At 63.3% G+C, this 25,566-nt stretch carries 19 protein-coding genes and 1 pseudogene; 11 read left to right on the top strand and 9 right to left on the bottom strand.

Going from position 1 to position 25,566, the window contains the following annotated elements; translation table 11 throughout:
* The first annotated feature begins 855 nt into the window (after positions 1-855).
* The 4 genes from ECTOBSL9_RS11580 (at position 856) to ECTOBSL9_RS11565 (ending at position 6,150) form a co-directional block, all read left to right on the top strand.
* Positions 856-1,869, top strand: coding sequence for a penicillin-binding protein activator (locus tag ECTOBSL9_RS11580; protein ID WP_063465181.1), 1,014 nt, complete (start codon positions 856-858; stop codon positions 1,867-1,869).
* Positions 1,870-2,078: 209 nt separating this feature from the next.
* Positions 2,079-3,563, top strand: a complete 1,485-nt coding sequence (gene putP / locus ECTOBSL9_RS11575; protein WP_082829892.1) for a sodium/proline symporter PutP — start codon at positions 2,079-2,081, stop codon at positions 3,561-3,563.
* A 4-nt stretch (positions 3,564-3,567) separates the two neighbouring features.
* Positions 3,568-5,142, top strand: a complete 1,575-nt coding sequence (locus tag ECTOBSL9_RS11570; RefSeq protein ID WP_063465180.1) for an alpha/beta hydrolase — start codon at positions 3,568-3,570, stop codon at positions 5,140-5,142.
* Between the two features lie 60 nt (positions 5,143-5,202).
* Positions 5,203-6,150: a 1-phosphofructokinase family hexose kinase gene (locus tag ECTOBSL9_RS11565; protein WP_063465179.1), complete on the top strand. Its 948-nt coding sequence runs from the start codon at positions 5,203-5,205 to the stop codon at positions 6,148-6,150.
* Positions 6,151-6,162: 12 nt separating this feature from the next.
* Here the strand turns inward: ECTOBSL9_RS11565 and ECTOBSL9_RS11560 are convergent, their stop codons facing one another.
* Together ECTOBSL9_RS11560 and ECTOBSL9_RS11555 are read right to left on the bottom strand one after the other, a co-directional pair.
* Positions 6,163-6,948, bottom strand: a complete 786-nt coding sequence (locus ECTOBSL9_RS11560; RefSeq protein WP_063465178.1) for an HDOD domain-containing protein — start codon at positions 6,946-6,948, stop codon at positions 6,163-6,165.
* A gap of 53 nt (positions 6,949-7,001) precedes the next feature.
* Positions 7,002-8,137, bottom strand: a protein-coding gene (locus ECTOBSL9_RS11555; RefSeq protein ID WP_371258969.1) for an IS3 family transposase whose coding sequence is annotated in 2 segments (ribosomal slippage) — positions 7,002-7,861 and positions 7,861-8,137 — 1,137 coding nt in all. Because the reading frame shifts where the segments join, the coding sequence is not laid out codon by codon here.
* A 347-nt stretch (positions 8,138-8,484) separates the two neighbouring features.
* On the opposite strand from ECTOBSL9_RS11555, the gene ECTOBSL9_RS11545 reads away from it, so the two are divergent.
* The 3 genes from ECTOBSL9_RS11545 (at position 8,485) to nspC (ending at position 11,639) form a co-directional block, all read left to right on the top strand.
* Positions 8,485-9,180, top strand: coding sequence for a hypothetical protein (locus ECTOBSL9_RS11545; protein ID WP_063465177.1), 696 nt, complete (start codon positions 8,485-8,487; stop codon positions 9,178-9,180).
* A 93-nt stretch (positions 9,181-9,273) separates the two neighbouring features.
* Positions 9,274-10,473: a saccharopine dehydrogenase family protein gene (locus tag ECTOBSL9_RS11540; protein WP_063465176.1), complete on the top strand. Its 1,200-nt coding sequence runs from the start codon at positions 9,274-9,276 to the stop codon at positions 10,471-10,473.
* Positions 10,470-11,639 (top strand): carboxynorspermidine decarboxylase, encoded by a 1,170-nt coding sequence (gene nspC / locus ECTOBSL9_RS11535; RefSeq protein ID WP_240480967.1) that lies wholly within the window; start codon positions 10,470-10,472, stop codon positions 11,637-11,639. The genes ECTOBSL9_RS11540 and nspC overlap by 4 nt, the downstream gene beginning before the upstream one ends.
* Before the next feature lie 116 nt (positions 11,640-11,755).
* Here the strand turns inward: nspC and ECTOBSL9_RS11530 are convergent.
* A pseudogene (locus tag ECTOBSL9_RS11530) lies at positions 11,756-15,540 on the bottom strand (magnesium chelatase subunit H).
* 217 nt (positions 15,541-15,757) lie between these two features.
* Between ECTOBSL9_RS11530 and ECTOBSL9_RS11525 the strand changes: the two are divergent.
* On the top strand, positions 15,758-16,351 hold the full coding sequence (locus ECTOBSL9_RS11525; RefSeq protein WP_063465175.1) for a DUF502 domain-containing protein: 594 nt from the start codon (positions 15,758-15,760) through the stop codon (positions 16,349-16,351).
* A 64-nt stretch (positions 16,352-16,415) separates the two neighbouring features.
* On the opposite strand, the gene ECTOBSL9_RS11520 is transcribed toward ECTOBSL9_RS11525, so the two are convergent.
* From ECTOBSL9_RS11520 to ECTOBSL9_RS11510, 3 genes are read right to left on the bottom strand one after another with little or no spacing between them, the layout of a single operon-like run.
* The gene (locus tag ECTOBSL9_RS11520; RefSeq protein WP_063465174.1) at positions 16,416-17,390 is read right to left on the bottom strand and encodes a S49 family peptidase; all 975 of its coding nucleotides are present in this window, start codon (positions 17,388-17,390) and stop codon (positions 16,416-16,418) included.
* Positions 17,383-18,081, bottom strand: coding sequence for an HAD-IA family hydrolase (locus tag ECTOBSL9_RS11515; RefSeq protein WP_063465173.1), 699 nt, complete (start codon positions 18,079-18,081; stop codon positions 17,383-17,385). Before ECTOBSL9_RS11515 ends, ECTOBSL9_RS11520 begins: the two co-directional genes overlap by 8 nt.
* A gap of 33 nt (positions 18,082-18,114) precedes the next feature.
* Positions 18,115-19,077 (bottom strand): RluA family pseudouridine synthase, encoded by a 963-nt coding sequence (locus tag ECTOBSL9_RS11510; protein ID WP_063466165.1) that lies wholly within the window; start codon positions 19,075-19,077, stop codon positions 18,115-18,117.
* A 417-nt stretch (positions 19,078-19,494) separates the two neighbouring features.
* Between ECTOBSL9_RS11510 and ECTOBSL9_RS11505 the strand changes: the two genes are divergently transcribed.
* A complete protein-coding gene (locus ECTOBSL9_RS11505) occupies positions 19,495-22,491 on the top strand; it encodes an Rne/Rng family ribonuclease (protein WP_063466164.1) in 2,997 nt (998 codons plus the stop codon).
* A gap of 61 nt (positions 22,492-22,552) precedes the next feature.
* Here the strand turns inward: ECTOBSL9_RS11505 and ECTOBSL9_RS11500 are convergent, their stop codons facing one another.
* Complete coding sequence (locus ECTOBSL9_RS11500) at positions 22,553-23,086, bottom strand: low molecular weight protein-tyrosine-phosphatase (protein WP_063465172.1); 534 nt, start codon at positions 23,084-23,086, stop codon at positions 22,553-22,555.
* A 201-nt stretch (positions 23,087-23,287) separates the two neighbouring features.
* On the opposite strand from ECTOBSL9_RS11500, the gene ECTOBSL9_RS11495 reads away from it, so the two are divergent.
* Both ECTOBSL9_RS11495 and ECTOBSL9_RS11490 read left to right on the top strand, forming a co-directional pair.
* A complete protein-coding gene (locus tag ECTOBSL9_RS11495; RefSeq protein ID WP_063465171.1) occupies positions 23,288-24,508 on the top strand; it encodes a flagellar hook-length control protein FliK in 1,221 nt (406 codons plus the stop codon).
* Positions 24,505-24,870: an EscU/YscU/HrcU family type III secretion system export apparatus switch protein gene (locus ECTOBSL9_RS11490; protein ID WP_082829890.1), complete on the top strand. Its 366-nt coding sequence runs from the start codon at positions 24,505-24,507 to the stop codon at positions 24,868-24,870. Before ECTOBSL9_RS11495 ends, ECTOBSL9_RS11490 begins: the two co-directional genes overlap by 4 nt.
* On the opposite strand, the gene ECTOBSL9_RS11485 is transcribed toward ECTOBSL9_RS11490, so the two are convergent.
* Complete coding sequence (locus ECTOBSL9_RS11485; protein WP_063465170.1) at positions 24,855-25,265, bottom strand: DUF2802 domain-containing protein; 411 nt, start codon at positions 25,263-25,265, stop codon at positions 24,855-24,857. The two genes, ECTOBSL9_RS11490 and ECTOBSL9_RS11485, sit on opposite strands and share 16 nt — an antisense overlap.
* Positions 25,262-25,504 carry a hypothetical protein gene (locus tag ECTOBSL9_RS11480; RefSeq protein WP_063465169.1) on the bottom strand — a complete coding sequence of 81 codons (243 nt, stop codon included), beginning with the start codon at positions 25,502-25,504 and terminating at the stop codon, positions 25,262-25,264. Before ECTOBSL9_RS11480 ends, ECTOBSL9_RS11485 begins: the two co-directional genes overlap by 4 nt.
* Positions 25,505-25,566 lie beyond the last annotated feature (62 nt).

Genomic DNA, 25,566 nt, shown 5'->3' with positions numbered 1-25,566 from the left:
AAAGCCACAAGCACATACGCCATTTTTTTCATTTTCTTTCTCCGTGAGGAACAACCAGCCTTAGTAATTCCAGAAGCGCCCGGGCCGCCCGACACCCTGGCCGCATATCAAACACGAAACCGAAGGCCCGAAGACAGACTGGACAGGAGCCCCAAGCTTTTGTATAAGCGGCCCTTATGGTCGGTATCGGCATCGACCACAAGGACTTTAGGCATCGCGACCAATCTCTTGAAGGTGTCCATCCTGTCCCGGCTGATTTCCACCGCGCGGCCATTTTCACGGGCAGTGGTTTCGGGACCAACGGACCCATCCCGTCATCGGCCCGTGTCATTACGGGTGCAGGCCCTGATCATTGCGCCCTGCATGGCCATGCTGATAGGGATGGAGGCACAAGCTGGCCAGGTCGCGTCCGGCCATACCCCACCTCACGTGATGGCGTTCGCGACCGCAGGCCCTCCCCAGAGCGCCGGGATCGCGCAGAGTCTTGCCGACGCTCGAGCCAGCCTTGATGCCGGCGACCCCAGGGAAGCACTCCGCCGGTTACCATGGCGCACGGAGGGTCTAGCCGATGAACTGCATGCAGAGGCGCTGGATATACGGGCAGGCAGTGAAGCCGCTCTGGGGCGAACCCTGGACGCCATCAGAACCTGGCACACCCTGTACACGGCTGGATTCAGCGCAGAGCATTCCGCGCATGCACGTCGATCCATACAGGACATGCTCCGGGCACTCCCCCCCGGCCACGTCACGGCATTAAAGCAGCGTGCGCGAAACCCCGTGACGCTGCAGTGGCTGAATGACGCCCAACCCGAGTCCTCCAGCCCGCATCGGGGCTTCCGGACACCGACTCGCCCCATGGGCGCAAAAGAGCTGCCCCAGGGAGCCTTCTCCGAGCATGTGGCCGTGATCCTGCCGCTGTCGGGTCGCTACGCGAACCTGGCCCAGGCCGTGCTGAGCGGGGTGAGGGCATCCCATGAGGCCGTCACATCATCCCAACGCCCCATACTGAGCATTTACGATATGGGTGACAGCCCGGAATCCGCCTGGCAGAAATACCAGGAAGCGGTGGAGGCGGGCGCGGACATCGTGATCGGGCCGCTCACCAAGGAGGCTGTGTCGCAACTCACCGAGCGACAACCGCTGCCCATACCCACCCTGGTGTTGAACCAGCCGGAAGGCGACCTCGCGGCATCCCGACAGGTCATCCTGTTTTCACTGCAACCCGAACAGGAGGCCGCCCGGGTGGCTGACAGGGCTCACGCCCGGGGTCACCGGCGCGCCGCCATCCTGGCCCCACGATCCTCCCTGGGGGAGCGACTGGCCAGCGCATTCAGTGATCAGTTCACGCAGCAGGGGGGACATGTGACCTCGGTCCAGCACTATGCTCCCCAGGCCACTGATTTTCAGGCCGTGCTCGGGAGGATCCTGGCTCAGAACGTGGACATGCTGTTCCTGGTGGCCAGTCCGGAGCAGGGCCGGATGATCCAGCCCCAGTTGCGTTACCTGAGCACCCGACATCCGCCTGTGTATGCCACATCCCACATTTTCGACCTCGGAGGGGTACCCAGACAGGACACGGATCTGGACGGCATCATCTTCCCGGACATGCCCGCCGTGCTGGGTCGGTCAGGTGTCCCGGATCATGACCGCCTGATGCGCCACGGCAATCCCCTGTGGCCACGCCTGGTGGCCATGGGATTTGATGCCTTTGCCATGATCCCTGAACTCGCCATGCTGCAGCAGGACCCGCAGGCGAGCCACACGGGTCTGACCGGCCAGCTGCGTCTGGATTCGCAGGGGCGCGTGGTGCGCGAACCCCACTGGGCCCATTTTCGCAATGGGCGCCCTAGGCCCGTCCAGGGGCAATGAAACCAACCACCGTCCTTGGTGAGTGGGCACTCATGTGTCTTATACTCATCCGCAACGCCGGTTGAGTACGCACAAAAAAAACCACAAGGAGCCCCCATGGATCATTCCCTCACGACCGCCACCTGGTTCTGGCTGCTGGTGCCCATGTTGCTGATGGTGCTGTTTTCGCTGGTGAGCCTGGTTCTGCACAGCCTGCGGGGAGGCAAGTGATGAGTACGGAAGTGGATGTCAATTTCGCGCTGCTGGCGACGCTGGTTGCCTATCTCATCCTGATGGTGCTGGTGGGGATGCTGGCCTACCGGGTCACCACCAACCTCTCCGACTACATCCTGGGTGGACGGCGCCTGGGGGCTGGCACGGCGGCACTGTCTGCCGGGGCCTCGGACATGAGCGGCTGGCTGCTCCTGGGCCTGCCCGGAGCGGTGTATGCGGCGGGCATGAACCAGATCTGGATTGCCGTGGGCCTGACCATCGGCGCCTACCTCAACTGGCAATTCGTGGCCGAGCGATTGCGGCGACTCACCTCCGTGGCGCGCGACTCCATCACCATACCGGCCTATTTCGAGAATCGCTTCCGTGACGACACCTCTGCCCTGCGGGTGGTCTCGGCACTGGTGATCCTGGTGTTCTTCACCTTTTACACCTCGGCAGGCCTGGTGGCGGCGGGCACCCTGTTCGAGGGCACCTTCGACATGGATTACCGGCTGGCGCTGGCGGTCGGCGCGGCCGTGATCCTGGTGTACACCCTACTGGGAGGATTTCTGGCAGTCAGCTGGACCGACTTCATCCAGGGCATCCTGATGTTCGTGGCCCTGATCCTGGTACCGGTGATCACCATCATGAACCTGGGTGGCTGGACCGAAACCACCCAGATGGTGGGCGAACTGGAGCCCGGCGCCCTGGACGCCTTCCATGACATCACCCTGTTCGGGATCATCTCCCTGATGGCCTGGGGCCTGGGCTACTTCGGCCAGCCCCACGTGCTCACCCGCTTCATGGCCATCCGCAGCCCCAAGGACATCCCCCTGGCCCGCTTCATTGGCGTGACCTGGATGGTGGTGGCCCTGTTCGGCGCCATCTTCACCGGCTTTGCCGGCATGGCCTTCTTCGGGGAGGCAGGCCTGGATAACCCCGAGACCGTGTTCATCCTGCTCATCCAGACCCTGTTCAACCCCTGGGTGGCGGGCTGTCTGATTGCGGCCGTCCTGGCAGCCATCATGAGCACCATCGACTCCCAGTTGCTGGTGTCCTCCTCGGCCCTGTCGGAAGACTTTTACAAGCGCTTCTTCCGTCCCCAGGCCAGCGACAGCGAACTGGTATGGATCGGTCGGGGCACGGTGCTGGGCATCGGCGTGCTGGCCACCCTGCTGGCGCTGAACCCGGAGGCGGCGGTGCTGGATCTGGTGGCCTATGCCTGGGCCGGTTTTGGCGCCGCGTTTGGCCCGGTGATCATCCTCTCGGTGTTCTGGCGCGGCATGAACCGCAATGGCGCCCTGGCGGGGATCGTCACCGGCGCGCTGACGGTGCTGATCTGGGATCGCTTCGACGGCGGTCTGTTCGACATGTACGAGATCCTGCCCGGCTTCATCCTGGCCACCCTGGCCATCATCCTGTTCAGCCGCGTGGGCAAGGGGCCCACGGAGGACATGCTCAGGGAGTTCGATCAGGTGCAGGGCGAGATGCGGCGGCGCTGATCCAATGACCGAAGCGAACAGTGCAAGAGCCCGGTTCTCCGGAATGGCCCGGGGTTTGACTGCCATACTGGCGACCATGGGCATCCTGGTGGCCCTGTGGCAGTTGATGTCGGGGCCCGAAGGCCTGCAGATCACCCATGATCGGGTGGACGGCGTTCCCATCACCGTGGTCAGTCCCACCGCCACCGAGCCCGGCCCGGTGGCGGTCATCGCCCATGGCTTCGCCGGCTCCCGGCAGATGATGCAGCCTCTGGCCATCACACTGGCCCGGCAGGGTTATCTGGCCATCACCCTGGATTTCCCCGGCCACGGGGCCAATGCCGAACCCTTCGTACCGGACCTGATGAATATGGAACGGCGCCGCCAGTTGCTGGGCGGTGCGCTGGAGCGGGTTGTGGACCACGCCCGCAGCCATCCGGCCGGCGATGGCAGCGTTACCCTGATGGGGCATTCCATGGCCGGTGACATCATGCTCCAGCATGGCCAGCAGCATCCGGGACAGGTGCGCTCCATGGTGCTGATATCCCCCTTCATTGCCGAAGACACCTCCATGGAAGGGCTGGATAACCTGCTGTTCATCTTCGGAGAACTGGAGCCCGAACCCCTGCGGAACACGGCAGCGCCGGCCTTCGAGCTTCACGACGCCTCCCAGGTGCAACCCGGCATGACCTATGGCGACCTTGCCCAGGGCGATGCCCGCCGGCTGGCGGTGATCGAAGGGGCCGAGCACATGGGCATCATCCAGGCTCGGCAGGCGCTGCTGGAGTCCCTGGCCTGGATGGAGGGCGTGACGCCAGCCGATCTGGACGCGCCCTTTGTGGATGCCAGGGGCCCCTGGCTGGGCCTGCTGTTCCTGGGTATCATCGCCCTGGCCTGGCCCCTGATGCGTGCCCTGCCCCGGGTGGCCCATCCGGCCCGGGGCTCGGATATGCCATGGCGCCGGCTCTGGCCCGTGGCAGTGGTTCCCGCCATTCTTACGCCGTTGCTGCTCTGGCAGGTACCGCTGGGGGTGCTGCCACTGTTGCTGTCCGACTATCTGACCATGCATTTCGCGGTCTATGGGCTGCTCACCTGGGCGGGACTCTGGCTGATGCAGCGCCGCCATGGCAATGTCTTCGGGCCCTTCCCGGGCCGCACGGCATGGGGTGCCCTGGTCGCGGCGACGGTTCTGGCCACGGCCTATGGCACCCTGGCTGTGGGACTGCCCATCCACGCCTTTGTCACTGGCTACCTGCCCATCCCGGAACGCCTGGTGTGGTTGCCGGTGATCTTCCTGGGCACTTTGCTGTTCTTCAGTGCCGATGAATGGCTCACCCGGGGAGAAACCGGCACCACCGGCGCCCATGCCTTGACCAAGGTGCTGTTCCTGCTTTCCCTGGCGGGCGCGGTGGTGCTGCGCCTCGATGAGCTGTTCTTCCTGATCATCATCTTCCCGGCCATCGCCGTATTCCTGCTGGTCTATGGCCTGCTTGCACGCTGGGTCTTCACGGGAACCGGTCATCCCCTGGTGGGGGCCATCGCCGTGGCCTTCTCCCTGGCCTGGGGCATGAGCGTCACCTTTCCGCTGGTGGGGTACTGACCCTGGCGGCCCGTCCCCTGTACCATCACACTGAACGCCAGCCACACAGGGAGTTCCTCGATGCATAAGCGAATCGTCACACTGACCTTGAACCCGGCCGTGGATTCCTCGTGCTCGGCCGAAAGGGTGAAGGCCATCCACAAGGTGCGCACCACGAATGAGCGCTATGACCCCGGTGGTGGCGGCATCAACGTGGCGCGGGTACTGAATGAGCTGGAAGCCGGCAGTTTCGCGGTTTACCTGGCGGGCGGGCGCCCAGGGGACGTGCTGGATGAACTGATCGCCCAGGCGGGGGTGATGTCCCATCGGGTACATATTCTGGAATCCACGCGGATGAGCCATGTGGTGTTCGAGGAAAGCTCGGGGCAGGAATTTCGCTTCACACCCGAGGGCCCACAGATCCGGCGCAACGAATGGCAGGGAGCACTGGACTTCATCGAAATGCTGGATTTTGACTATGTCGTCGCCAGCGGCAGCCTGCCCCGGGGTGTGCCGGAAGACGTCTACGCCCGACTCGCAGTCTCCGTGAAACGACGCGGTGGCAAGCTCATCCTGGACACCTCGGGACCGGCTCTGGCAGCGGCTCTGGAGGAAGGTGTGTACATGGCCAAGCCCAGCCGCGGCGAATTTGCAGGCCTGATGGGCAGAGACCTGGAAGATCCCAAAGACCTGGAAGAAGCCGCGCGGGAGTGCGTGGCTGCCGGGGGCGTGGAACTGCTGGCCATCACCCTCGGGCATGACGGAGCCGTGCTGGCCACCCGGGACGGCATCCACCGCCTCGCCACCCCGGAGGTGACTGCGCGCTCAGCCGTGGGCGCCGGCGATAGCTTCGTGGCAGGCATGACCTTTGGCCTCTCCCGGGGAGAGGATGTCCAGCGTGCCTTCGCCCTGGGTGTGGCCGCAGGTACCGCGACCGTGCTGACATCCGGCACGGAGTTGTGCCACAAATCCGACATCGAACACTTCTGGAAGTTGTTGCTCAGCGGCCAGGCTTCCACGGCCACTTGAACGACCCACACCCTAGTTCAGTTCATCCACCAGGGCATCCAGTGACTGGACATCCAGGGCCAGGTAGTCGGCCAGGAAGTCCTGTGTGGCCTCCCAGTCCGCATAGGTCATGCGTGCTGGGTCAACAGCGGTGGTGGCCCGAAGCGCCAGCTTGAGCATGACCAGCAGATCCCGGGCGTCCGGGTGCAGCGTCACCAGCATATCCAGACGCTGCACCTGATACTGGTGGGCCGTTGCCTGGATGACGCTCGTTGGTGCGCGCCAGCGCTGAGTGATCAGCGCCCCCAGGCGATCATGACTGACCCCATAGCGTCGCTGTTCCTCGTGGATGGCGGAGTGCCACCCCCTCAAATCCGCCTGACGCTCAACGCTCTCGTAGGCCTCGCCAAACACGCTGCGCAGTGCAGGCACGCCAACCAGGTGGAACAGCCCCACCAGATAGGCATCGTCCACCAGATCCGGCCGCTTCACGCGACGTGCCGCCGCACCACAGGCTTCAGCCAGGGTGACGCTGGATTTCCAGAATTCGTGCATGCGCGGCAAGTGAGACAGGGCATTACGCAGGGCCACCGTGCGTGCCACCGAGTACACCCGCTGAAGCCCCAACAGCATGACCGCCTCACGAATGGAACTGATCTCGCGGCGACGGCGGAACAAGGGGGAGTTCACCACCAGCAGGATGCCGCCGGAGACACTGACATCCTCCGACACAAGCCTGGCTACCTGAATCAGATCGCCCTCCTCCTTTTCCACCTCGGCTGCAATGGCACGCAGCACGGTGAAGTGGACCCCATCCACTGGACCACCTGACAGGGGGGTTAAGCTCTAACCGGGGTTGTAGCTCTCAGGCGTCAGGCCGCCCGAGTCAGAGGTTGGTTGAAGTAAACCTCATCCGGTGTTGCGTCGTCCAGCCCCTGATGGGGCCGCTCGGCGTTGTACCAGGTGAAGTACTGCTTCAGATCCTGGCGTAAGTGGACGCCATTATCAAAGGCCTTCAGGTAGACGCACTCGTACTTCACGCTGCGCCAGAGCCGCTCCACAAAGATGTTGTCCTGGTAACAGCCCTTACCGTCCATGCTGATCTGGATTTTGTGGTCTTTCAGCACCTGGGTGAACGCCTTGCTGGTGAACTGGCAGCCTTGGTCCGTGTTGAATATCTCGGGTCGCCCATGGCGTGCCAGAGCCTCCTCAAGGGCATCAATGCAGAAGTCGGTGTCCAGGGTGTTCGACACACGCCAGGAGAGCACACGACGACTGTGCCAGTCCATGATGGCCACCAGGTACATGAACCCCCGGGCCATCGGGATGAACGTCACATCGGTCGCCCAGACCTGGTTGGGACGATCGATCACCAGATCCCGCAGCAGGTAGGGATAGATCTGGTGGCCCTCGCCCGGTCGACTGGTGCGCGGCCTCGGATACACGGCGTGCAGGCCCATCTGGCGCATCAGCCGCTGGACTCGCTTGCGGTTTACCGGGTGGCTCAAGCGGTTGAGGTAGGCCCTCATCCGCCGCGAACCATAGAACGGCCTTCGCAGGTATTCCTCGTCAATCAGGCGCATCAGCTCCAGGTCGCTATCCTGGGTCGGCTTGGGCCGGTAGTACACCGAAGAACGGCTGATGTCGAGCAACTGACACTGTCGCCGGACGCTGACATCAACCGCCTGCGGCTCCACCAGGGCCTGTCGCTGGGCCCGGCTCAACGACCGAGCCTGCGTGATAAAAAATCGCGTTCCACCGTCAGCTTGCCGATCTCACGGTACAGGGTGTCGATCTCCTCCTGAGTCTTCTGGGCCGCCTTGCCCCCACCCTTGCCCTCGAAGATCCCCGTCGCCTTGTCCAGCAACTCACGCCGCCACTGACTCACCATGGTCGGATGGATCTCGAAGCGGGCTGCCAGCTCCGAGGTGGTCTGTTCCCCTTTGAGGGCTTCAAGGGCCACCTTGGCCTTGAAGTCGGCGCTGTATTGCTTGCGTTTCCTGCTCATGATCAGATTCTCCTGTCGGAATGATCAGAGCTTAACCCCTGGTCCGAATCTTGGGGTCCACCTCACGGTGGGCTGTGACGGAATCATGAGTTGCCCCATAATCCGCTCTTCCTCTTGGGACATGACCAGGTCAGCCATTAATGGTGCATCCTTTGGCTCGGCAGGCGTCAACGAAGCCTAAGCTTAACGCGCGGCAAAAGACCACCATTGTCGGCGCCGGACTCTTGCAGCGCAACAAGCATCGTGGTTTGTCTGCCTCAGCAGTCGCTCGTCCGTCAAAAAGATGACGGAACCTTCCAGAATATAATGCCCAGCAACGCGGCATGAAAAGTGCTTAGTCACAAGACATGAACACATCTCATGAACAATCCCGACGGGAGCGAGGCCAGGAGCACTCCCAGGGCCGCCTGGTTCGTGAGCAGGGCCTGATCACGTCCTGTGCCCTGGACGTGATCCAGACCGTCGCCCAGCAACGGGGAAGGCCCTTGCAGCCCCGGGACCGCATGGCCCTGAAACTACTCACCCCCCGTAACGCCGCCCTGATGGTCAAGGGGAATAAACGACACCTGGGATGCCAGCAAGTGAGCTTCGAGATCCTGACCGATGACCCGGGGCTGGGGACTTACCGGCTGGTTCCGGTCGGCGTGCATGTACTCAACCCGGAGACCCAATGGTGGAGTGACGAGTACGGCATCGGCCGTTTCCTGTGGAACCTCTACCTGGGCGAAGAGCCGGTGGACGGCATGCATCGCATCCTGGAACGGCTCTTCAAGCTGCCCGGCCAGGACCTGGGGCCCGCACAGACCCACATGGAAGTGCTGGGTCAGGAGCACGACATTCAAGCCAGCGTGCGCCCGGATCTGGATCTTTACATCCGTCGTCACAAGGGCAGCATCGAAACCTCCCTGCGCCGCCTGCATCGATCCGGCGGCCTTCGCCGGGCCTCGGAACTGGGCCTGGACACCCAGGGACAAGGCCGGCTGGCGCTGGTATTTGGCAAGAGCCGGCGCTACGCGGTCAGTTTCGCCGTCGAGAGGGCTTGAACCCAGCAGTCACAAGGGGGCATCATCCCACGCATCCCCAAGCGCTCCGTCCGCTTCCTTCTTTCACCCATCCAGATTCCTGAATCGAGACCTATGAGCAAAGTCCTGATCATCGGCGCCGGCGGCGTCGGCAGTGTCGTCACCCACAAGTGCGCCCAGCATCCCGAAGTCTTCTCGGAGATCTGCCTGGCCAGCCGCAATGAAGCCAAGTGCCGGGATATCGCCGCCAAGCTGAATCGGCCCATCCAGACCGCCCAGGTGGACGCGGATGATGTGGATGCCCTGGTACGCCTGATCGAATCCTTCAAGCCGGATCTGCTGATCCACGTGGCCCTGCCCTACCAGGACCTCACCATCATGGAGGCCTGCCTGAAGACCGGCGTGCCCTACCTGGATACGGCCAATTACGAGCACCCGGACGAGGCAAAGTTCGAATACAAGGAACAGTGGGCCTTCCAGGACCGCTATGAAAAGGCCGGCCTCATGGCCACCCTGGGTTGCGGTTTCGACCCCGGCATGACCAACATCTACTGCGCCTGGGGCCAGAAGAACCTCTTCGACGAGATCCACCAGATCGACATCCTGGACGCCAATGGCGGCGACCATGGTTATCCCTTTGCCACCAACTTCAACCCGGAGATCAACATCCGTGAGGTCACCGCCAACGGACGTTACTGGGAGAACGGTGAGTGGAAGGAAACCCCGCCCCTGTCGGAGAAGCGGGAGTTTGATTTTGACGAGATTGGTCCCAAGGACATCTATCTGCTGTACCACGAGGAACTGGAATCCCTGGTGCAGAACATCCGCGGCCTCAAGCGCATCCGCTTCTGGATGACCTTCTCCCAGCAGTACCTCACGCACCTCAAGGTGCTGGAGAACGTGGGCATGACCGGTATCGAACCAGTCATGTATGAAGGCAAGGAAGTGATCCCCCTGCAGTTCCTCAAGTCCGTGCTGCCCGACCCGGCCTCCCTGGGGCCGCGCACCAAGGGCAAGACCAACATTGGCGTCATCCTGGATGGCATCAAGGATGGCAAGCGCCGCAAGGTGCACATCTACAACATCTGTGACCACCAGGCCTGCTACCGGGAAGTTCAGTCCCAGGCGGTGTCCTACACCACGGGTGTGCCCGCCGTCACCGGCGCCATGCTCATGCTGCAGGGCATCTGGAAGGGTGCTGGCGTGTTCAACGTGGAGCAGATGGACCCCGACCCCTTCATGGAGCGCATCGGCGACATGGGCCTGCCCTGGCAGATGAAGGAACTGGATCCGGACGCGGACCCGCTGGGTTGAGCCGCAAGGTCACCGCCATGGACAACCCGTTTGATATTCAGGCCTGCCCCTCGCCGGCCTTCGTGGTGGACGATGCCCTGCTGATCCGCAATCTGGAGTTGCTGCGGCAGGTCCAGGAGGACAGTGGGGCGCGCATTCTCCTGGCCCTGAAGGGGTTTGCCATGTGGGATACCTTCCCGCTGGTGAACCAGTACCTGGTAGGCACCACCGCCAGTGGCCAGGACGAGGCCCGCCTGGGTGCGGAAACCTTTGGCGGCGAGGTGCATTGTTTCTCGCCGGCCTTCTCCGACGCCGAAATGGATGTGGTGCTGCAGTACGCCGACCACATCAGCTTCAACTCTCCCGGGCAGTGGCTGCACCACCGCGCGCGCGTCGCGGCCCACCCCCGAGCCATCTCCTGCGGTCTGCGCGTCAATCCCGAACATTCTGAAGGGACCGTGGCCCTGTACGATCCCTGTACGCCGGGTTCACGCCTGGGCACCCGGGCGCGGGATCTGGAAGGGGTGGATCTCACCGGACTGGAGGGGCTGCATTTCCACACCCTGTGCGAACAGAACAGCGACGCCCTGGAGCGCACCCTGGGGGCCTTCGAAGGCCGCTTCGGTCAGTTCCTGCCCGATCTCAAGTGGGTGAATTTCGGGGGTGGCCACCATATCACCCGGTCCGATTACGACATCGATCGCCTGATCAAGGTGATACGTGGCTTCAGGGAGCGTCACAATGGCATCCCCGTCTACCTGGAACCGGGCGAGGCCATTGCCCTGAACACCGGCTACCTGGTGAGCACGGTACTGGACATCATCGACAACGAAGGCCCCATCGCCATTCTGGACACCTCAGCCACGGCCCACATGCCGGATGTGCTGGAAATGCCCTACCGACCCGAGATCATCGGCGCCGGCATGCCCGAGGAAAAGGCCCACACCTACCGCCTGGGAGGCCTCACCTGCCTGGCGGGGGACATGATCGGGGCGTATTCCTTCGACCGACCCTTGAAGATCGGTGATCGCCTGGTGTTCACCGACATGGCTCACTACTCCATGGTGAAGACGAACACCTTCAACGGCATGCGCCTGCCGGCCATCTGCCGCGTGGACGCACAGACGCGTGAGGTACGGGTGGTCAGGACCTTTGGCTACGAGGCCTACAAGGAACGTTTGAGTTAACAGGAAGGACTCAAGGCTCACCTCAAGGCCTGTCGATCGAAGCCCTGGACCTGGGTCCCTTGCCTTCTCTGCGGTATGCAGAGAAGGCAAGGCATGGCTCCGCGAGCCAGCTGACCTCAGGCTGCCGGCGTCTCCTGCTCAATCCCCTCCAGACGATCTTCCAGCTCCTCGCCGGCACGGCGCAGGGCTTCCAGAGTCTCGTCATCGGGCTGCCAGTAGTTGCGGTCCGAGGCTTCCAGGAGACGGTTGGCCATCTTGGCGGAGGCCGTGGGGTTGAGCTGGGCCAGGCGTTCGCGCATTTCCGGATCCAGCACGAAGGTCTCGGACAGCTTCTGGTACACCCAGGGCTGCACCTGACCGGTGGTGGCTGACCAGCCCATGGTGTTGGTGATGTGCACCTCGATCTGGCGCACCCCCTCGTAGCCGTGCTTGAGGGCACCCTCGTACCACTTGGGATTGAGCATCCGGGTGCGGGTCTCCAGGGAGACCTGCTCGGACAGGGTGCGCACCGTCCCCTCGCCCTTGGTCTGATCACCGATGTACACCGGGGCGTCCTGACCACCGCGGGCCTGGCGCACGGCGCGGCTGATGCCACCGAGGGTATCAAAGTAATTGTCGATGGTGGTCACGCCCAGCTCCACCGAATCCAGGTTCTGGTAGGTGAGCTGTACATCCTTGAGCATGCTCTTGAGCAGGGTGTCCTGCTTCATGGGCCGGCCGCTGCGGCCATAGGCAAAGCCCTTGCGCTGGGTATAGGTGTTGGCCAGCTCATCCTCGTCATCCCAGCGACCGTTCTCCACCAGGTTATTGACGTTGGAACCATAGGCCCCGTCCGCATTGCCATACACGCGCAACGCGGCCGTCTCCAGATCACAGCCATGCTCCTTCATGTATTCCAGCGTGTGGGCACGCACGAAGTTCTGCTCCGGCGGCTCCTCCGCCGATGCGGCCAGGAAGGTGGCCTCGGCCAGCAGTTTGATCTGCAGGGGCAGCAGGTCACGGAAGATGCCGGACAGGGTGATGAGCACATCCACCCGGGGCCGACCCAGTTCCTCCAGCGGGATCAGGGTGGCGCCGGCCAGGCGACCGTAGTTATCGAAGCGGGGCTTGGCGCCCAGCAGACCCAGGACCTGGCCGATCTGGCTGCCCTCGGTCTTGAGGTTGTCACTGCCCCACAGCACCATGGCCACGGATTCAGGCAGGCCGTTGCCATCCTCCACATGACGGGCCAGCAGGCGCTCGGCCTGCATGGCCCCATCCTTCAGCGCAAAGGCACTGGGGATGCGGAAGGGATCGAAGCCGTGCAGGTTACGACCGGTGGGCAGCACATCGGGCTGGCGCATCACGTCCCCCCCGGGGCGGGCTTGATGAAGCGACCGTCCAGTGCCTTGAGGATACCCTCCAGCTCCGTATCGCGGGACATGAGTTCATTGGAGCGGGCCAGCTGCTCGAACTGCTCCCGGCGCTCGTTGTCGTTCTGGAACCCGGCCTCCTGGAGGGCATTATCCACCGAGCCGGTCTTGACCAGGGTCTCCACCACGGAGCGCTCCAGGCGGGTGTCCTGGGAGGCTTCGGCCATGGCCATGAGCATGTCGATACGCTCGTCCTCGCCCAGGGGGGTGCCCACCACGTGCAGGCCGTAGGGGATCAGGGTGTATTCCAGTTCCAGGATCTCCTCACCCAGCTTGCGTACCCGCTCCTCGGCCTCACCGCCGGCCACATCCCAGAGGGGCTCAGCCTTGGCCAGTTCCAGTTCGGCGGCCTGGGACTGGATCAGTTCGGCCAGTTCTCCACGCTCATGCTCCTGGGAAGGTTCGAGACCGCGCCAGCGATCAATGGAGCTCTTCAGGTCCAGCAACCCACGATACAGGCCCGCATGAGACACAGGCGGCGTCAGGTAACTGATCAGGGTCGCGCCGGAACGACGCTTGGCGATGGCACCCTCGGAGGGGTTATTGGAGGCATACAGGTACATGTTGGGGATATCGCCGATGAGGCGATCTGGCCAGCAGGCCCCGGACATGCCCACCTGCTTGCCCGGCATGAATTCCAGCGCCCCGTGAGTGCCAAAATGCAGCACCGCATGGGCCTTGAAGTCCTCGCGCAGGTAACGGTAGAAGGCCGAGAAGGCATGAGTGGGGGCAAAGCCGCGCTCGAACAGCAGGCGCATGGGGTCGCCTTCGTAGCCAAACGAGGGCTGCACCATCACCAGCACATTACCGAACTGCTTGCCCAGTACAAAGATGGAACTGCCGTTGGTCAGCACCTTGCCCGGTGCCGGCCCCCACTGCCCCTCGATCTGCTTGAGCCAGCGCTCGCGGCGCACGTGATCCTCGGCGGGGATCATGGTGTGCACGTTGGCGTCGGCGCCATATTTGTCCTTGTTGCCATGGATGATGCTGTCGCGCAACTCATCGACGCTATCGGGCACCTCCACCTGATACCCCTCTTCCTTCATTTTCCTGAGGGTATTGAGCAGGGACTCGAACACGCCCAGGTAGGCGGCGGTACCGGTATTGCCGGCGTTGGGCGGATAGTTGAACAGGACGATGGCCACCTTGCGCTCGGCCCGCTCGGCGCGCCGCAGTTCCACCAGGCGCCGCACGCGGGAAACCAGCATGCCGGTGCGCTCGGGGCAGGTGAACATGTCCTGGGTGTTCTCGGAGTCGGTGAACTTGCAGTGACGCTCGCAACCGGCGCAGATGGCACCTTCCGGGCCAGGCCGCCCACCGTAAACCATGGGGGCGATGCTGCCGTCCAGCTCCGGAATGGCCACCATGATGGTGCTCTCCACGGGCAGCAGGCCGCGTTCGGAATTGCCCCATTGATCCAGGGTCTGGAATTCCACCGGATGGGCAGCGATATAGGGCACATCCAGCCTGGAGAGGATCTCCTGTGCGGCATTGGCGTCGTTGTAGGCCGGGCCACCCACCAGGGAGAATCCGGTCAGGGAAACCACGGCATCCACGGTGGGACGCCCCTCCTCCATGAAGAACTGCTCGATGGCGGGACGCGAATCCAGGCCCGAGGCAAACGCCGGCACCACCTGCAAGCCGGCCTCCTCCAGCCCCCGGATCACCGGGTCGTAATGCCCGGAGTTGCCGGCCAGCACATAGGAGCGCAGCAGCAGCACGCCGACGCGGCCCTTCCCATTGCGCTCGGACAACCTGCCCGGCAGATCCTGCAGGCGATCCGAAAGGCGCTTTTTCATGTCCGGGTGGTACACACCCACTTCGGGATATTCTGCAGGCGAGGCAATGGTGAGCTTGCCCCGCAGGCTGCGGCGCGGCCCATCGGCATAGCGATCCACCAGGAAGCGGATCATGTTGGCCATGTTCTCTTCGGAGCCGCCCAGCCAGTATTGCAGGGTAATGAAGTAGGCGCGCACGTCCTGGGCCGTGCCCGGGATGAATCGCAGCAGCTGCGGAATACGGCGCAGCATCTTCATCTGCTGGGCGCCAGCGCTGGCCTTGGAGTCCCCTTCCTTCTTGCCCCGCAGTCGCTTGAGCAAGGACATGGGGCCACTGCTTGGCTTGGACATGTCGAAGCTGCCCATGCGGGTCAGCTTGGTCACGTCGCCCGCAGACATGGCACAGACCATGGCATCGCAATCATCACGACGGGCCTGCAGGTCCGGCAGGATCTGCTGGAACTGATCCTCCAGGAAGAGCATGGTGGTGATGATGATGTCGGCCTTGGCCACATCGGCCTTGCACTGCTCCAGGGCCTCTTCATCCGCGGCCCACTCGGAGGCGGCATGAAGCGAGAACTTCAACCCTGGCAACTCGTGCCTGAGCTCGGCGCGAGCACGGTCGGCGGCGCTGGCCAGATGGGTGTCCATGGTCACGATCACTACCCGTATGGGGGTTTGATCGGCTGCTGACGAGGGCTTGGATGCCATAGATTCAGGTGCCTGTCGACTTGAGTTTTTTCGGGCGCGGATCTGGATTCACCCTTGGGATGCGTGTCAAATTAGATCGACCCGCGGCGGGTGTCAACCAAGGTGGACATTCAGCACGCGCATCCGGGCACTGATCGTGCTTCATGCCCGGATACTCCCCCAAAATCCCAACCGCCGTAGCCGCACATTATAGTGTGTCGCGGCCTGGAGGTAAGTCTTGAAAGGATTGACGCGCACATTTCTCGCTGGCCTGGCAGCCATTCTGCCCATTCTCGTCACCGTTGCCCTGATCCTCTGGCTGAGCAACACCCTGGAACAGGTACTGGGCGCCCTCCTCAAGGGTGTGTTGCCGGATGTCCTCTACTTCCCTGGCATGGGCCTGCTCGTGGGCATCGCACTGATCTTCGCGCTGGGGATATTGCTCCGGGTCTACCTGGTGCAGGGCATCTTTCATTGGCTGGAAGGCTTGATGCAGCGCATCCCGGTGGTGAAGACCATCCATGGGGTGGTACGGGACGTCACCCGATTGTTTTCCGGGGAGATTCACGAGCGCTTTGGCGAGGCGGTGATCGTCACACTGCCGGGCGTGGATTTTCGCCTGGTGGGGTTCGTGACCCGCAGCGACTTCGAGGGGCTGCCCGATAATCTGGGCAAGAAGGGTACCATCGCGGTCTATCTGCCCATGAGCTACCAGATTGGCGGCTATACGCTGATGCTGCCTCGAGACCGGGTGGAACCGCTGGACCTGTCCCTGGAGGATGCCATGCGTTACACCCTCACGGCCGGTGTTTCCGCGCGACGTGACGAGTGATCAGCAGCATTGAAAACGGGTGGGTGGACCCCAGGATCCACCCACCCACGCAGCGGCCAGCATATTACCGCAGGTTGCCCTGCCCCCATTGTTCAACCACGCGCAGCAAGGACACACCGAAACCTTCGGCAAGACGCGAGAACAGATCCTGCTTGCGGGTGAAATCCACGATCCTGGGTTCGCCAACCACCTCCCGTGCCACATAGCTGGCGCTGCCCAGGCCGTCCACCAGGCCCAATTCCAGGCTTTGCTCTCCCGTCCAGACCAGGCCGGTGAAGATATCCGGGTCATCGGCCAGTCGATCTCCGCGACCCGCCTTCACCGTCTCCACAAACTGGTTGTGAATGCCGTCCAGCATGACCTGCAAGTGAGCCCTTTCCTCTTCCTTGACCGGCAGGAAGGGATCCATCAGGCCCTTGTTGCCGCCGGCGGTGAGCAGACGCCTCTCGATGCCCAGGCGCTCAATGGCCTCATCGAAACCGAAACTGTCCAGACGCACCCCGATGGAACCGACGATGCTCGCCTTGTCGGCATAGATCTCATCAGCGGCGGCCGCGACGTAGTACCCGCCCGAGGCCCCCACATCGGCGATAACCGCATAGACAGGGATATCCGGGTGTTCTTTCCTGAGATGGCCGATGGCGTCATTGATGTAGCCGGCCTGCACCGGACTGCCGCCGGGGCTATTGATGCGGATGATGACCGCCCGGGTTCGACTGTTCTCGAAGGCCGCCGTGAGCGAACTCACCACCAGGTCGGCACTGGCGGCACTGCCCTCACTGATGATGCCCTGCACATCCACCAGGGCCGTGTGACTGCCCTTGCGCTCCGCATCCCGCGCGGACATGCCATCCATGAACATGAACAGCAGGAAGAACAGGTAGAGAAAACCCAGCGTCTTGAAGAAGATCCCCCAGCGCCGGGCGGCTCGCCGCTCCTTCACCCCCGCCAGGGCGATCTCCCGTAGGGCTTCCCGCTCCCAGTTTTCGGGGGCCGGATCCGTCTTGCGCTGGCTGGCGGTTTCGTTTTCTTCACTCATGTGTGGATTCCTTGCTCAGTGGTTGATCTAGCGCCCGGCCTTCCCGCAGCCACGCCGGCAACTGTGCCACCCCGTCCAGCACGGCCTGCGGCTGGTGCAGCGACAGTTCCCGTGCATCGTGCACACCCGAGGTGACCCCCAGCCCATGCGTACGGGCATTGACCGCCATGAGCAGGTCCAGATTGCTGTCACCGATCATCAGGGCATCGGCCGGCGCCACGCCCAGTTCATCCAGGAGGGATTCGAGCATCTGGGGATGGGGCTTGGAGAAGCTCTCGTCGGCACAGCGGGTGGCCAGAAACCGTTTTTCGAGGCGGGTAGCCTCCAACACACGGTCAAGCCCAGCCCGGGACTTGCCCGTCGCGATGGCCAGCCAGTAACCCTGTTCCACCAGGTCATCCAGCAGGGCGGGCACGCCGGGAAAGAGTGGCGCGGGTGTCTTGTCCGTGTGGAGAAAGCGCTCCCGATAAGCGGCTGTGAAGTCCTGGATCAGCGCATCATCCGCCTGTGGGTACAGGTCCACGATGGCCTCACGCATGCCCAGACCAATGACATGGCGCAATTCATCCGGCGGCCGGGTGTCCAGTTGCAGGGCGGCGATGGAACCTTGAAGGCAGGCGATGATGCGCCCGATGGAATCCATGAGGGTTCCATCCCAGTCGAAGATGAGAAGTTGGTAGGGATTGGCCATGATGATGTCGGTTTGTCGTCGATAAAGCCAGGATCAGCGGGGTTCCAGCCTTTCCAGAACCTGCCCCAGGGCGGGATCCAGCGGCGCCACCACGTTGTACGCACGACCCTGGGTGGGCAGCGTGAATCGCAGGGAGGCGGCGTGAAGAAACTGTCTCTTGAGGCCCAGACGCTTCATCCGCCGATTGAACTCGAAATCACCGTAATGCCGATCACCCGCCACGGGATGCCCTTCATGAGCAGCATGAACCCGGATCTGGTGGGTGCGGCCCGTGCCGATCTGCACATCCATGAGCGTGGCCTCGTCGAACGCCTGACGCGGCGTGAAGAAGCTATCCGCATCCTGCCCCTCCTCGTCCACCTGCACCAGGCGCACCTCACCACGACGATCCGTGCGCGACAGGCTCTGGGCAACGCGGCGGGATCCCCCTTGCCAGCGACCCGCCACCAGGGCGCAGTAGACCTTATCGACCCCGCCATGACGCAACAGTTCATGAAAGGCCAGCAGGGCCGGACGATTGCGTGCCAGCACCAGGCAGCCACTGGTCTCCCGATCCAGGCGGTGGGCCAGCTCCAGGAAACCCGAATCGGGCCTGAGCCTACGCAGGCCCTCGATGACCCCCACCGGCACGCCACTGCCCCCATGCACCGGCAGGCCCGCTGGCTTGTTCAGGATGAGCAGATCATCATCTTCCAGCAACACGGCGTCGGCGAGGGTTCGCGCCAGGCCCTCGGGCAGGGGCAGCTCCTCCAGTTTTTTCTCACTGCGAGTCACCGGTGGGATGCGCACCACATCGCCCACACTCAGGCGCTGATCCGGCTTGCAGCGCCCCTTGTTGACTCGCACCTCCCCCTTGCGCAGCAGGCGGTAGATGCGACTGCGGGGCACGCCCTTCAAGCGGCGCATGAGAAAGTTATCCACGCGCTGGCCGTCTTCGTCCCGGGTGACCTGGACGTGAACAACCCGCGAGGCGGGGCTTTGGGACGTTTCTGGCATGCCCGGATAATAACAGTTCATTCAAAGGTTTGATGCCCTTTTGCAACATTGCTATCATACCGTGTCGCGCTGGGTTGACTCGGCAGATATCGGATCGGCCCGGCAGTACCTGCTGCCCGCCCGGATCGCCCCACCCTGCGACTTAACAGAATACCACCGGGAGACGCCTGCCAATGGCAAGTAACGTTTCCCGCCATGGACAATCGCTCACGAAACGCCAACTCAACTTGATGATTCTGAGCGGATTTTTGGACAACTTTGCCCCCACGCCCCGGCGCGATTCCCGCGCGGGCGTTGTGTTCCCATGGTTGTGCGCGTGGGCGCTGCTGTTCAGCGCCGTGCGACCATCCCATGCGGCACCGCCGACGCCGGGTCACCGCCCGGGCCTGGCTGGGCCATGCACTCGAGACACACTTCATGAAACGAATTCTTGTCAATGCCACGCAGCCCGAAGAGCTGCGTGTGGCCATGGTGGACGGCCAGAAACTCTTCGATCTCGACATCGAACTCCCCTCCCGGGAACAGAAAAAGGCGAACGTCTACAAAGGGGTCATCACCCGGGTTGAGCCCAGCCTTGAGGCCGCCTTCATCAATTACGGCGCCGATCGCCACGGGTTCCTGCCCTTCAAGGAGATTGCCCGCAGCTACCTGGCTCAAGGTGAAGACGGCGATGCCTCACCCAAGACCGGCCTCAAGGAGGGCATGGAACTCATCGTTCAGGTGGAGAAGGAAGAGCGAGGCACCAAGGGTGCAGCTCTGACCACCTTCGTCAGCCTGGCCGGACGCTATCTGGTCCTGATGCCCAACAACCCCCGTGCCGGAGGCGTCTCCCGCCGTATCGAGGGCGAGGAGCGCAGCGAGATCCGCGAATCCCTGGCGCAACTGGAAGTCCCCCAGGGCATGGGCCTCATTGCCCGCACGGCCGGGGTGGGCCGCAGCGTCGAAGAACTCCAGTGGGATCTGGAATACCTCAAGACCCTCTGGACCTCCATCGATGAAGCCGCCCAGAGCAACAAGGGACCCTTCCTGATCTACCAGGAAAGCAACGTGATCATCCGCACCCTGCGGGATCACATGCGCAACGACATCGCCGAGATCGTCGTCGACGACCCCAAGGTCTTCTCCCAGGCACAGGACTTCATGCAGCAGGTGATGCCCAACAACCTGCGCAAGCTCAAGCTGTACGAAGACCATGTGCCGCTCTTCAACCGGTATCAGATCGAAAGCCAGATCGAGGCGGCATTCCAGCGCGATGTCACCCTGCCCTCCGGCGGTGCCATCGTCATCGATCACACGGAAGCCCTGATCTCCATCGACGTGAACTCTGCCCGCGCCACCAAGGGCAGCGACATCGAAGAGACCGCCCTGAACACCAACCTGGAGGCCGCCGATGAAATCGCCCGGCAACTGCGCCTGAGGGATCTGGGCGGCCTGATCGTCATCGACTTCATCGACATGGCCCCCAACAAGAACCAGCGGGAAGTGGAAAACCGGTTGCGCTCGGCCCTGGAGATGGATCGTGCACGGGTGCAGGTGGGGCGGATTTCCCGCTTTGGCCTGCTGGAGATGTCCCGCCAGCGCCTGCGGCCTTCCCTGGGTGAATCCAGTCAGAATGTCTGCCCCCGCTGCAACGGCCACGGCCATATCCGCAGCGTGGAATCCCTCTCCCTGTCGGTGCTGCGACTGGTGGAGGAAGAGGCCATGAAGGAAAAGACCCACCGGGTACTCGCGCACCTGCCCGTGGATGTATCCACCTTCCTGCTCAACGAAAAGCGCCAGGTGATCTCCACCATCGAGTCGCGCTATCACGTGGACATCACCCTCGTTCCCAGCCCCAACCTGCTTACGCCCCATTTCACCGTGCGCCGCATGCGGGATGACGAGACCGCCGACGAGATCGGCGACAAGAGCAGTTATCAACTGCTCACCGAAGAGGAGCCGGAACTGGTCAACCAGCCGCGGGCGGCGCGCCTGGAAAAGGCCCTGGTACAGACGATCTCACCGTCCACGCCGGCTCCGACCGCAGCACCGGCACCGGCCGAAACGGCACCCGAGCAGAGAAAACCCGTCTCTCCCGTGTCACTCCCCGGGCTTTTCAACCGCATCTGGACCAGCCTGTTCTCCAATGGCGGGCAAAGACCCGAGTCCCGCAGCGTCGATGGCGACAGCGGTACCTCCCGTCCTCCCCAGCGCACCTCGTCATCCGGGCAGGGCACCCGCAGTGGCGGTGCTCAACGGCCCGCGCGCACCCGCAACGTGGCCCCCGGCGGCCCACAGCGCCGCGAGCGTTCGCAAGCAGACAAGGACAAGGAGAGTGGCAACGGCACTCGCGGTAACCGCACACGACGCGGCGGTGGTCGTACGCGACGGGGTGGACGCGACGGCAACGAGAACCTGAGCGAGGACAAGAACCAGAACCGCAATACTCAGCCCAATGCCGCTGAGGAAACACCACAGGCCAAACCCACCGAAACCGGCAAGGGCCCTCAGGCAAGCGATACCAAAGGCAGTCAGGAAGGCCAGAAGGAAGAGACCCGGGGTCGCGAGAAAGACGCTGACACCGCCAAGGTGCAGCCCGAGACTGGCAGCAACGAAGTGGACGCGGCACAGGCTGACACATCGACAGGCGAGGCCACTGGGCAGCAAGGCAACGGTCAGCCACAGGAGCAGGAAGGGTCCAGCGGGGGCGGCCGCAGTGGCAGTGGTCGCAGCCGGGGTCGTCGCGGAGGGCGTCGCCGTCGTCGGAGCAGCACGGGTAACACCGAAGGCCGCCAGGACGATAATGATCGCAACCCGCAAGGTGAAGGCGAAGGCGAATCCGACGACGCGTCATCCAGCGCCGAACGGGCTCCCAGGAAACAGGCTTCCGACAAGCGTGAGCGCACCGAAGAGCCACAGGACAAGCCAGCCGAAGACAAGACCCAGACCAAGGCGCCTGACGAGGCCCCAGCGAATGACCAGGCTCAAAAGTCTCCTGCCAAGGCCAAAACGGGCACCGAGGACACCCAGGAGCTGGCGAAGCTGACCCATGAGGAGTCCGTACCCCACTCCCGCGCATTGCAAAAGCAGGATGAAGACGCGGGCTCCAAGCGCAAGGCCGATACCGCCGACGCAGCCACCTCCACGTCCAGTGAGGCTGACTCTGGGGAGAAGGCGGCAACCGACGCCCCTGATGGACAGGAGAAGAGCGGACCGTCCAGGCGTACCCGCGGTGGCCGGAGAAGTTCGGGGCGCAGCGAACGCAGTGAGGAAAGCCAGGGTTCTGGGAGCAGTGAGCGCCGGGTGTCACGGGAGGAGATGGAAAAGCTCCAGGCCGTGGCCAAGCAGGCCACCTCCAGCCCGGATGAATCACGGGAACAGCCCGATCAGCCCTCCACCGAGGAAGCGTCGGACTCAAAGAAGTCAGGCCAGTAAGACCACGCAGGGAGGATGGGCCTTGACGGCCCATCCCATCTGCACAGACACATCTCCGACCTTAGAAACCATGCTCGCGGCGGATCTGCTCAAGCAGACCCCGCGACGCATCCTCCACCATATCCAGCACGCGTTCAAAGCCGTTGGTGCCCCCATAGTAGGGATCGGGCACCTCTTTCTCCGACCAGGCCCGCGAATGCTCCATCATCAGTCCCACCTGGCCCATCGGGGTCGACTTCATCAGCGTACGGATGTTGGCGAGGTTATCCCGGTCCATGGCCAGCACGTAATGAAAACGCTGCAGATCCCCCACCTCCAACCGGCGGGCCCGCTGTCGACTCAGATCAACCCCACGGTTCATGGCCGCCTTGAGGGCCCGATCATCCGGCGGCTTTCCCACGTGATAGGCATGGGTACCCGCCGAGTCCACGTGAATCCGGTCTGTCAAGCCCTGCTCTGCCAGCAGATGCTCAAATACCCCCTGAGCCGTCGGTGAGCGGCAGATATTGCCCAGGCACACGAACAGCACACCCACCCTGGAGCTGCTGCCACCCTGTTCGGATTCCGACTGAAATACGCGCTGAAACCATCTCATAGGTCGATCTTCTTTGCCGTTTAATCTTCAGTGAACGCCGGGGATGAAACCATCCTGGGGTCACCCTCTCCGGCCACGGGGTGTTGACTTCATCGCCCCGGACATGAGAACAAGTCCCCACCACTGGGGACACATCATCTGCCTTTCATTGACCACGTCCCCATCCCGGGATTCCATACCAGGCCAGATCCATCCGATTCAATGATCGACATCCCCACCAACCTGCCAAGGGTCCAGCTTGCCGACTCCGGCGCCGTGAGCCAGCGCCCGCTGCAGGTGGGGCAGGTGCTTCAGGCCCGTGTGATCGGGCAGGCCGCCACGGCGGGTCAGCCGGTGCAACTGAGGCTGGGCGGGCAGACGGTCGAGGCACGCCTGCCCGCCAATGTGCAGGCCGGCGATAGCCTGCGGCTGCAGGTGGCCAGCGTCAAGCCCCAGCTGGAGCTCACCCTGATGCGCGAAGCCCCCCGGGGGGCCGGCACGAGCATGAACAGCACGCTCCCTCCCCTGCTCCGCCAGTGGGCCCCACAGCAGGGCAGCCAGACCCCTCTCATGGCCTCGCTGCAACAACTCAATCTGACAGGAAGCCCAGCCGCCCAACAGCTCCCAGCGGCGGTAAGACAGGCGCTGGAGGCCCTTTGGCAGGCCATCCCCAACCGTGAGCGGGCCATGACCGGCGAAGGCCTCAAGCAGGTCATGCGTGACTCGGGCCTGTTCCTGGAGGCACGCCTGGCCGGTGCTGCCGCCACGCGCACGGATCCCCGGGGCATCATCCATCAGGATCTCAAGGCCCGCCTGCTATCCCTGGCAGAGCAAATACGCTCCACCCCCGTGCCACGCCGGGAAGGACGGGCCGCCTTGGGAAGCACGCCTCCCCCACTGAGGGACAGCACCCCCGTGGCCCAGGCCCGCGCCGCACCGGCGCAACTGGCAAACCTGATGCGTGAACCACTGCTGGACATGCTGCGCCAGCAGGTGGAGCGCTCGCTGGCCCGCATGGTCATGCATCAGTTATCCAGTGCCGACAGCCCGGACGAAGCAACCCCCCGATGGCTGATGGAACTGGCGCTGCGCAACGGGCAGAACACGGACCTGGTGCACCTGCGGCTGGATCGTGACGCTCGGCAGAATAAGGAGGACAACGAACGTTCCTGGCGTGCCGACCTGGCCCTGCATCTCCCTGAGCTTGGTCCGCTCACCATCCGCGTGGTGGTGCGCGGGGACCACGTCAGCACCCAGTTCTGGACGGATTCCGACACTTCCCGGGAGACTATCCAGAACGCCCTGCCCCAGTTGCGTGAAAACCTGGAGTCACGGGATCTGCAGGTTCTGAACATCAGTTGCCGTGAAGGAGAGCCGCCCAAGGACCCACCCTCCCCCGTGGCCTCTCCGGCGCGCGGTCCCATCGTGGACGGCCACGCATGAGCGGCAAGCATTCCAGGCCCGAGTCACGCCAGGCCATTGCCCTGAAATACACTGGTAAGGGGGCACCGCGGCTGACCGCCAAGGGGGGCGGGGATATTGCCCGGCAGATCCTGGAACTGGCCGATGAACATGGGGTTCCCGTCCATGAAGACGCTGCCCTGACCTCGGCACTGGCCCAGATCCCTCTGGGGGATGAGATACCGGAAAACCTTTACGTGGCGGTGGCGGAGGTGCTGGCCTTCGTCTACATGCTCAGCGGTCGCCGGCCCGGTGACGTTCGGCCTGGGCAGGCGTCGGACAAGGAAGAGGGTGTTGTGGCCGTCACGCCGAGACGGGACCGACAATCTCAGGAGGGCGACTGATCCCGGTGCATGGCCAGCAAGAGTTCAGCCTCGCCCAGCGACAGGCCACACTGATCCACCAGCGCCTCGCGGCCGGCCCCCTGTCGCACCAGCCTCAGGGCATGCTGATAGGCCCCCTCATCCGGCACCCTCAACAACATGTCTTCCTGCTGTTCTGCCAGCCGCGCGATCTGACGCTCGATCCGCGCGCGATATTCCTCGGCGTGCTGATCCTCCACATGCAGGGCGCTCAGGGCACCGCGCAGAGCACCCAACGCGCGCTCCTGACTCTGCAGGCGTGATTCCAGTTCCTTCATGTTTCGGGACTGTCGGGCGCACGCCACCAAGCTGGCCGCAGAGAGGGCCAGGGCCAATAACAGTAATAATGCGCCGCCAATGGCTATCGTCAGGGTCATGCGTACTCGTCGATGTGATCGGGGTCCTGATCCTTGGGCGGTCCGGGCGTGTCCCGAGCCTTGTCCTTGATACTCTTGTCCTTGTCGTTACGCTTCTCCTTGCCATCATCCGTGTCGTTTTCAGGCTCCTTCCTCTCAGGCCGGCGTCTGGGGTTACGCCGGTAGTCATCACCCTCTTCCGGGACCGGGCGACCCGGAATGCTGGGGTGGATCGGGGAAATCGGAGTTTCAGCCGCCATGATGACCTTCCCCCTTTGAAGATGAAGAAACGACCGAATACGGCCATTGGGACCTTCGGATT

Source organism: Ectothiorhodospira sp. BSL-9 (assembly GCF_001632845.1).
Lineage (GTDB): Bacteria > Pseudomonadota > Gammaproteobacteria > Ectothiorhodospirales > Ectothiorhodospiraceae > Ectothiorhodospira.
The sequence above is the reverse complement of the archived record's forward strand: the minus strand, read 5'-3'. Positions and strand labels throughout refer to the sequence as shown.

What these genes read in the sequence shown, in the direction of transcription:
- ECTOBSL9_RS11580 (WP_063465181.1), top strand. Translation starts at nt 856, where the DNA reads ATGGGCGCAAAAGAGCTGCCCCAGGGAGCCTTCTCCGAGCATGTGGCC.
- putP (WP_082829892.1), top strand. Translation starts at nt 2,079, where the DNA reads ATGAGTACGGAAGTGGATGTCAATTTCGCGCTGCTGGCGACGCTGGTT.
- ECTOBSL9_RS11570 (WP_063465180.1), top strand. Translation starts at nt 3,568, where the DNA reads ATGACCGAAGCGAACAGTGCAAGAGCCCGGTTCTCCGGAATGGCCCGG.
- ECTOBSL9_RS11565 (WP_063465179.1), top strand. Translation starts at nt 5,203, where the DNA reads ATGCATAAGCGAATCGTCACACTGACCTTGAACCCGGCCGTGGATTCC.
- ECTOBSL9_RS11545 (WP_063465177.1), top strand. Translation starts at nt 8,485, where the DNA reads ATGAACACATCTCATGAACAATCCCGACGGGAGCGAGGCCAGGAGCAC.
- ECTOBSL9_RS11540 (WP_063465176.1), top strand. Translation starts at nt 9,274, where the DNA reads ATGAGCAAAGTCCTGATCATCGGCGCCGGCGGCGTCGGCAGTGTCGTC.
- ECTOBSL9_RS11520 (WP_063465174.1), bottom strand. Translation starts at nt 17,390, where the DNA reads ATGAGTGAAGAAAACGAAACCGCCAGCCAGCGCAAGACGGATCCGGCC.
- ECTOBSL9_RS11515 (WP_063465173.1), bottom strand. Translation starts at nt 18,081, where the DNA reads ATGGCCAATCCCTACCAACTTCTCATCTTCGACTGGGATGGAACCCTC.
- ECTOBSL9_RS11510 (WP_063466165.1), bottom strand. Translation starts at nt 19,077, where the DNA reads ATGCCAGAAACGTCCCAAAGCCCCGCCTCGCGGGTTGTTCACGTCCAG.
- ECTOBSL9_RS11505 (WP_063466164.1), top strand. Translation starts at nt 19,495, where the DNA reads ATGAAACGAATTCTTGTCAATGCCACGCAGCCCGAAGAGCTGCGTGTG.
- ECTOBSL9_RS11500 (WP_063465172.1), bottom strand. Translation starts at nt 23,086, where the DNA reads ATGAGATGGTTTCAGCGCGTATTTCAGTCGGAATCCGAACAGGGTGGC.
- ECTOBSL9_RS11495 (WP_063465171.1), top strand. Translation starts at nt 23,288, where the DNA reads ATGATCGACATCCCCACCAACCTGCCAAGGGTCCAGCTTGCCGACTCC.
- ECTOBSL9_RS11490 (WP_082829890.1), top strand. Translation starts at nt 24,505, where the DNA reads ATGAGCGGCAAGCATTCCAGGCCCGAGTCACGCCAGGCCATTGCCCTG.
- ECTOBSL9_RS11485 (WP_063465170.1), bottom strand. Translation starts at nt 25,265, where the DNA reads ATGACCCTGACGATAGCCATTGGCGGCGCATTATTACTGTTATTGGCC.
- ECTOBSL9_RS11480 (WP_063465169.1), bottom strand. Translation starts at nt 25,504, where the DNA reads ATGGCGGCTGAAACTCCGATTTCCCCGATCCACCCCAGCATTCCGGGT.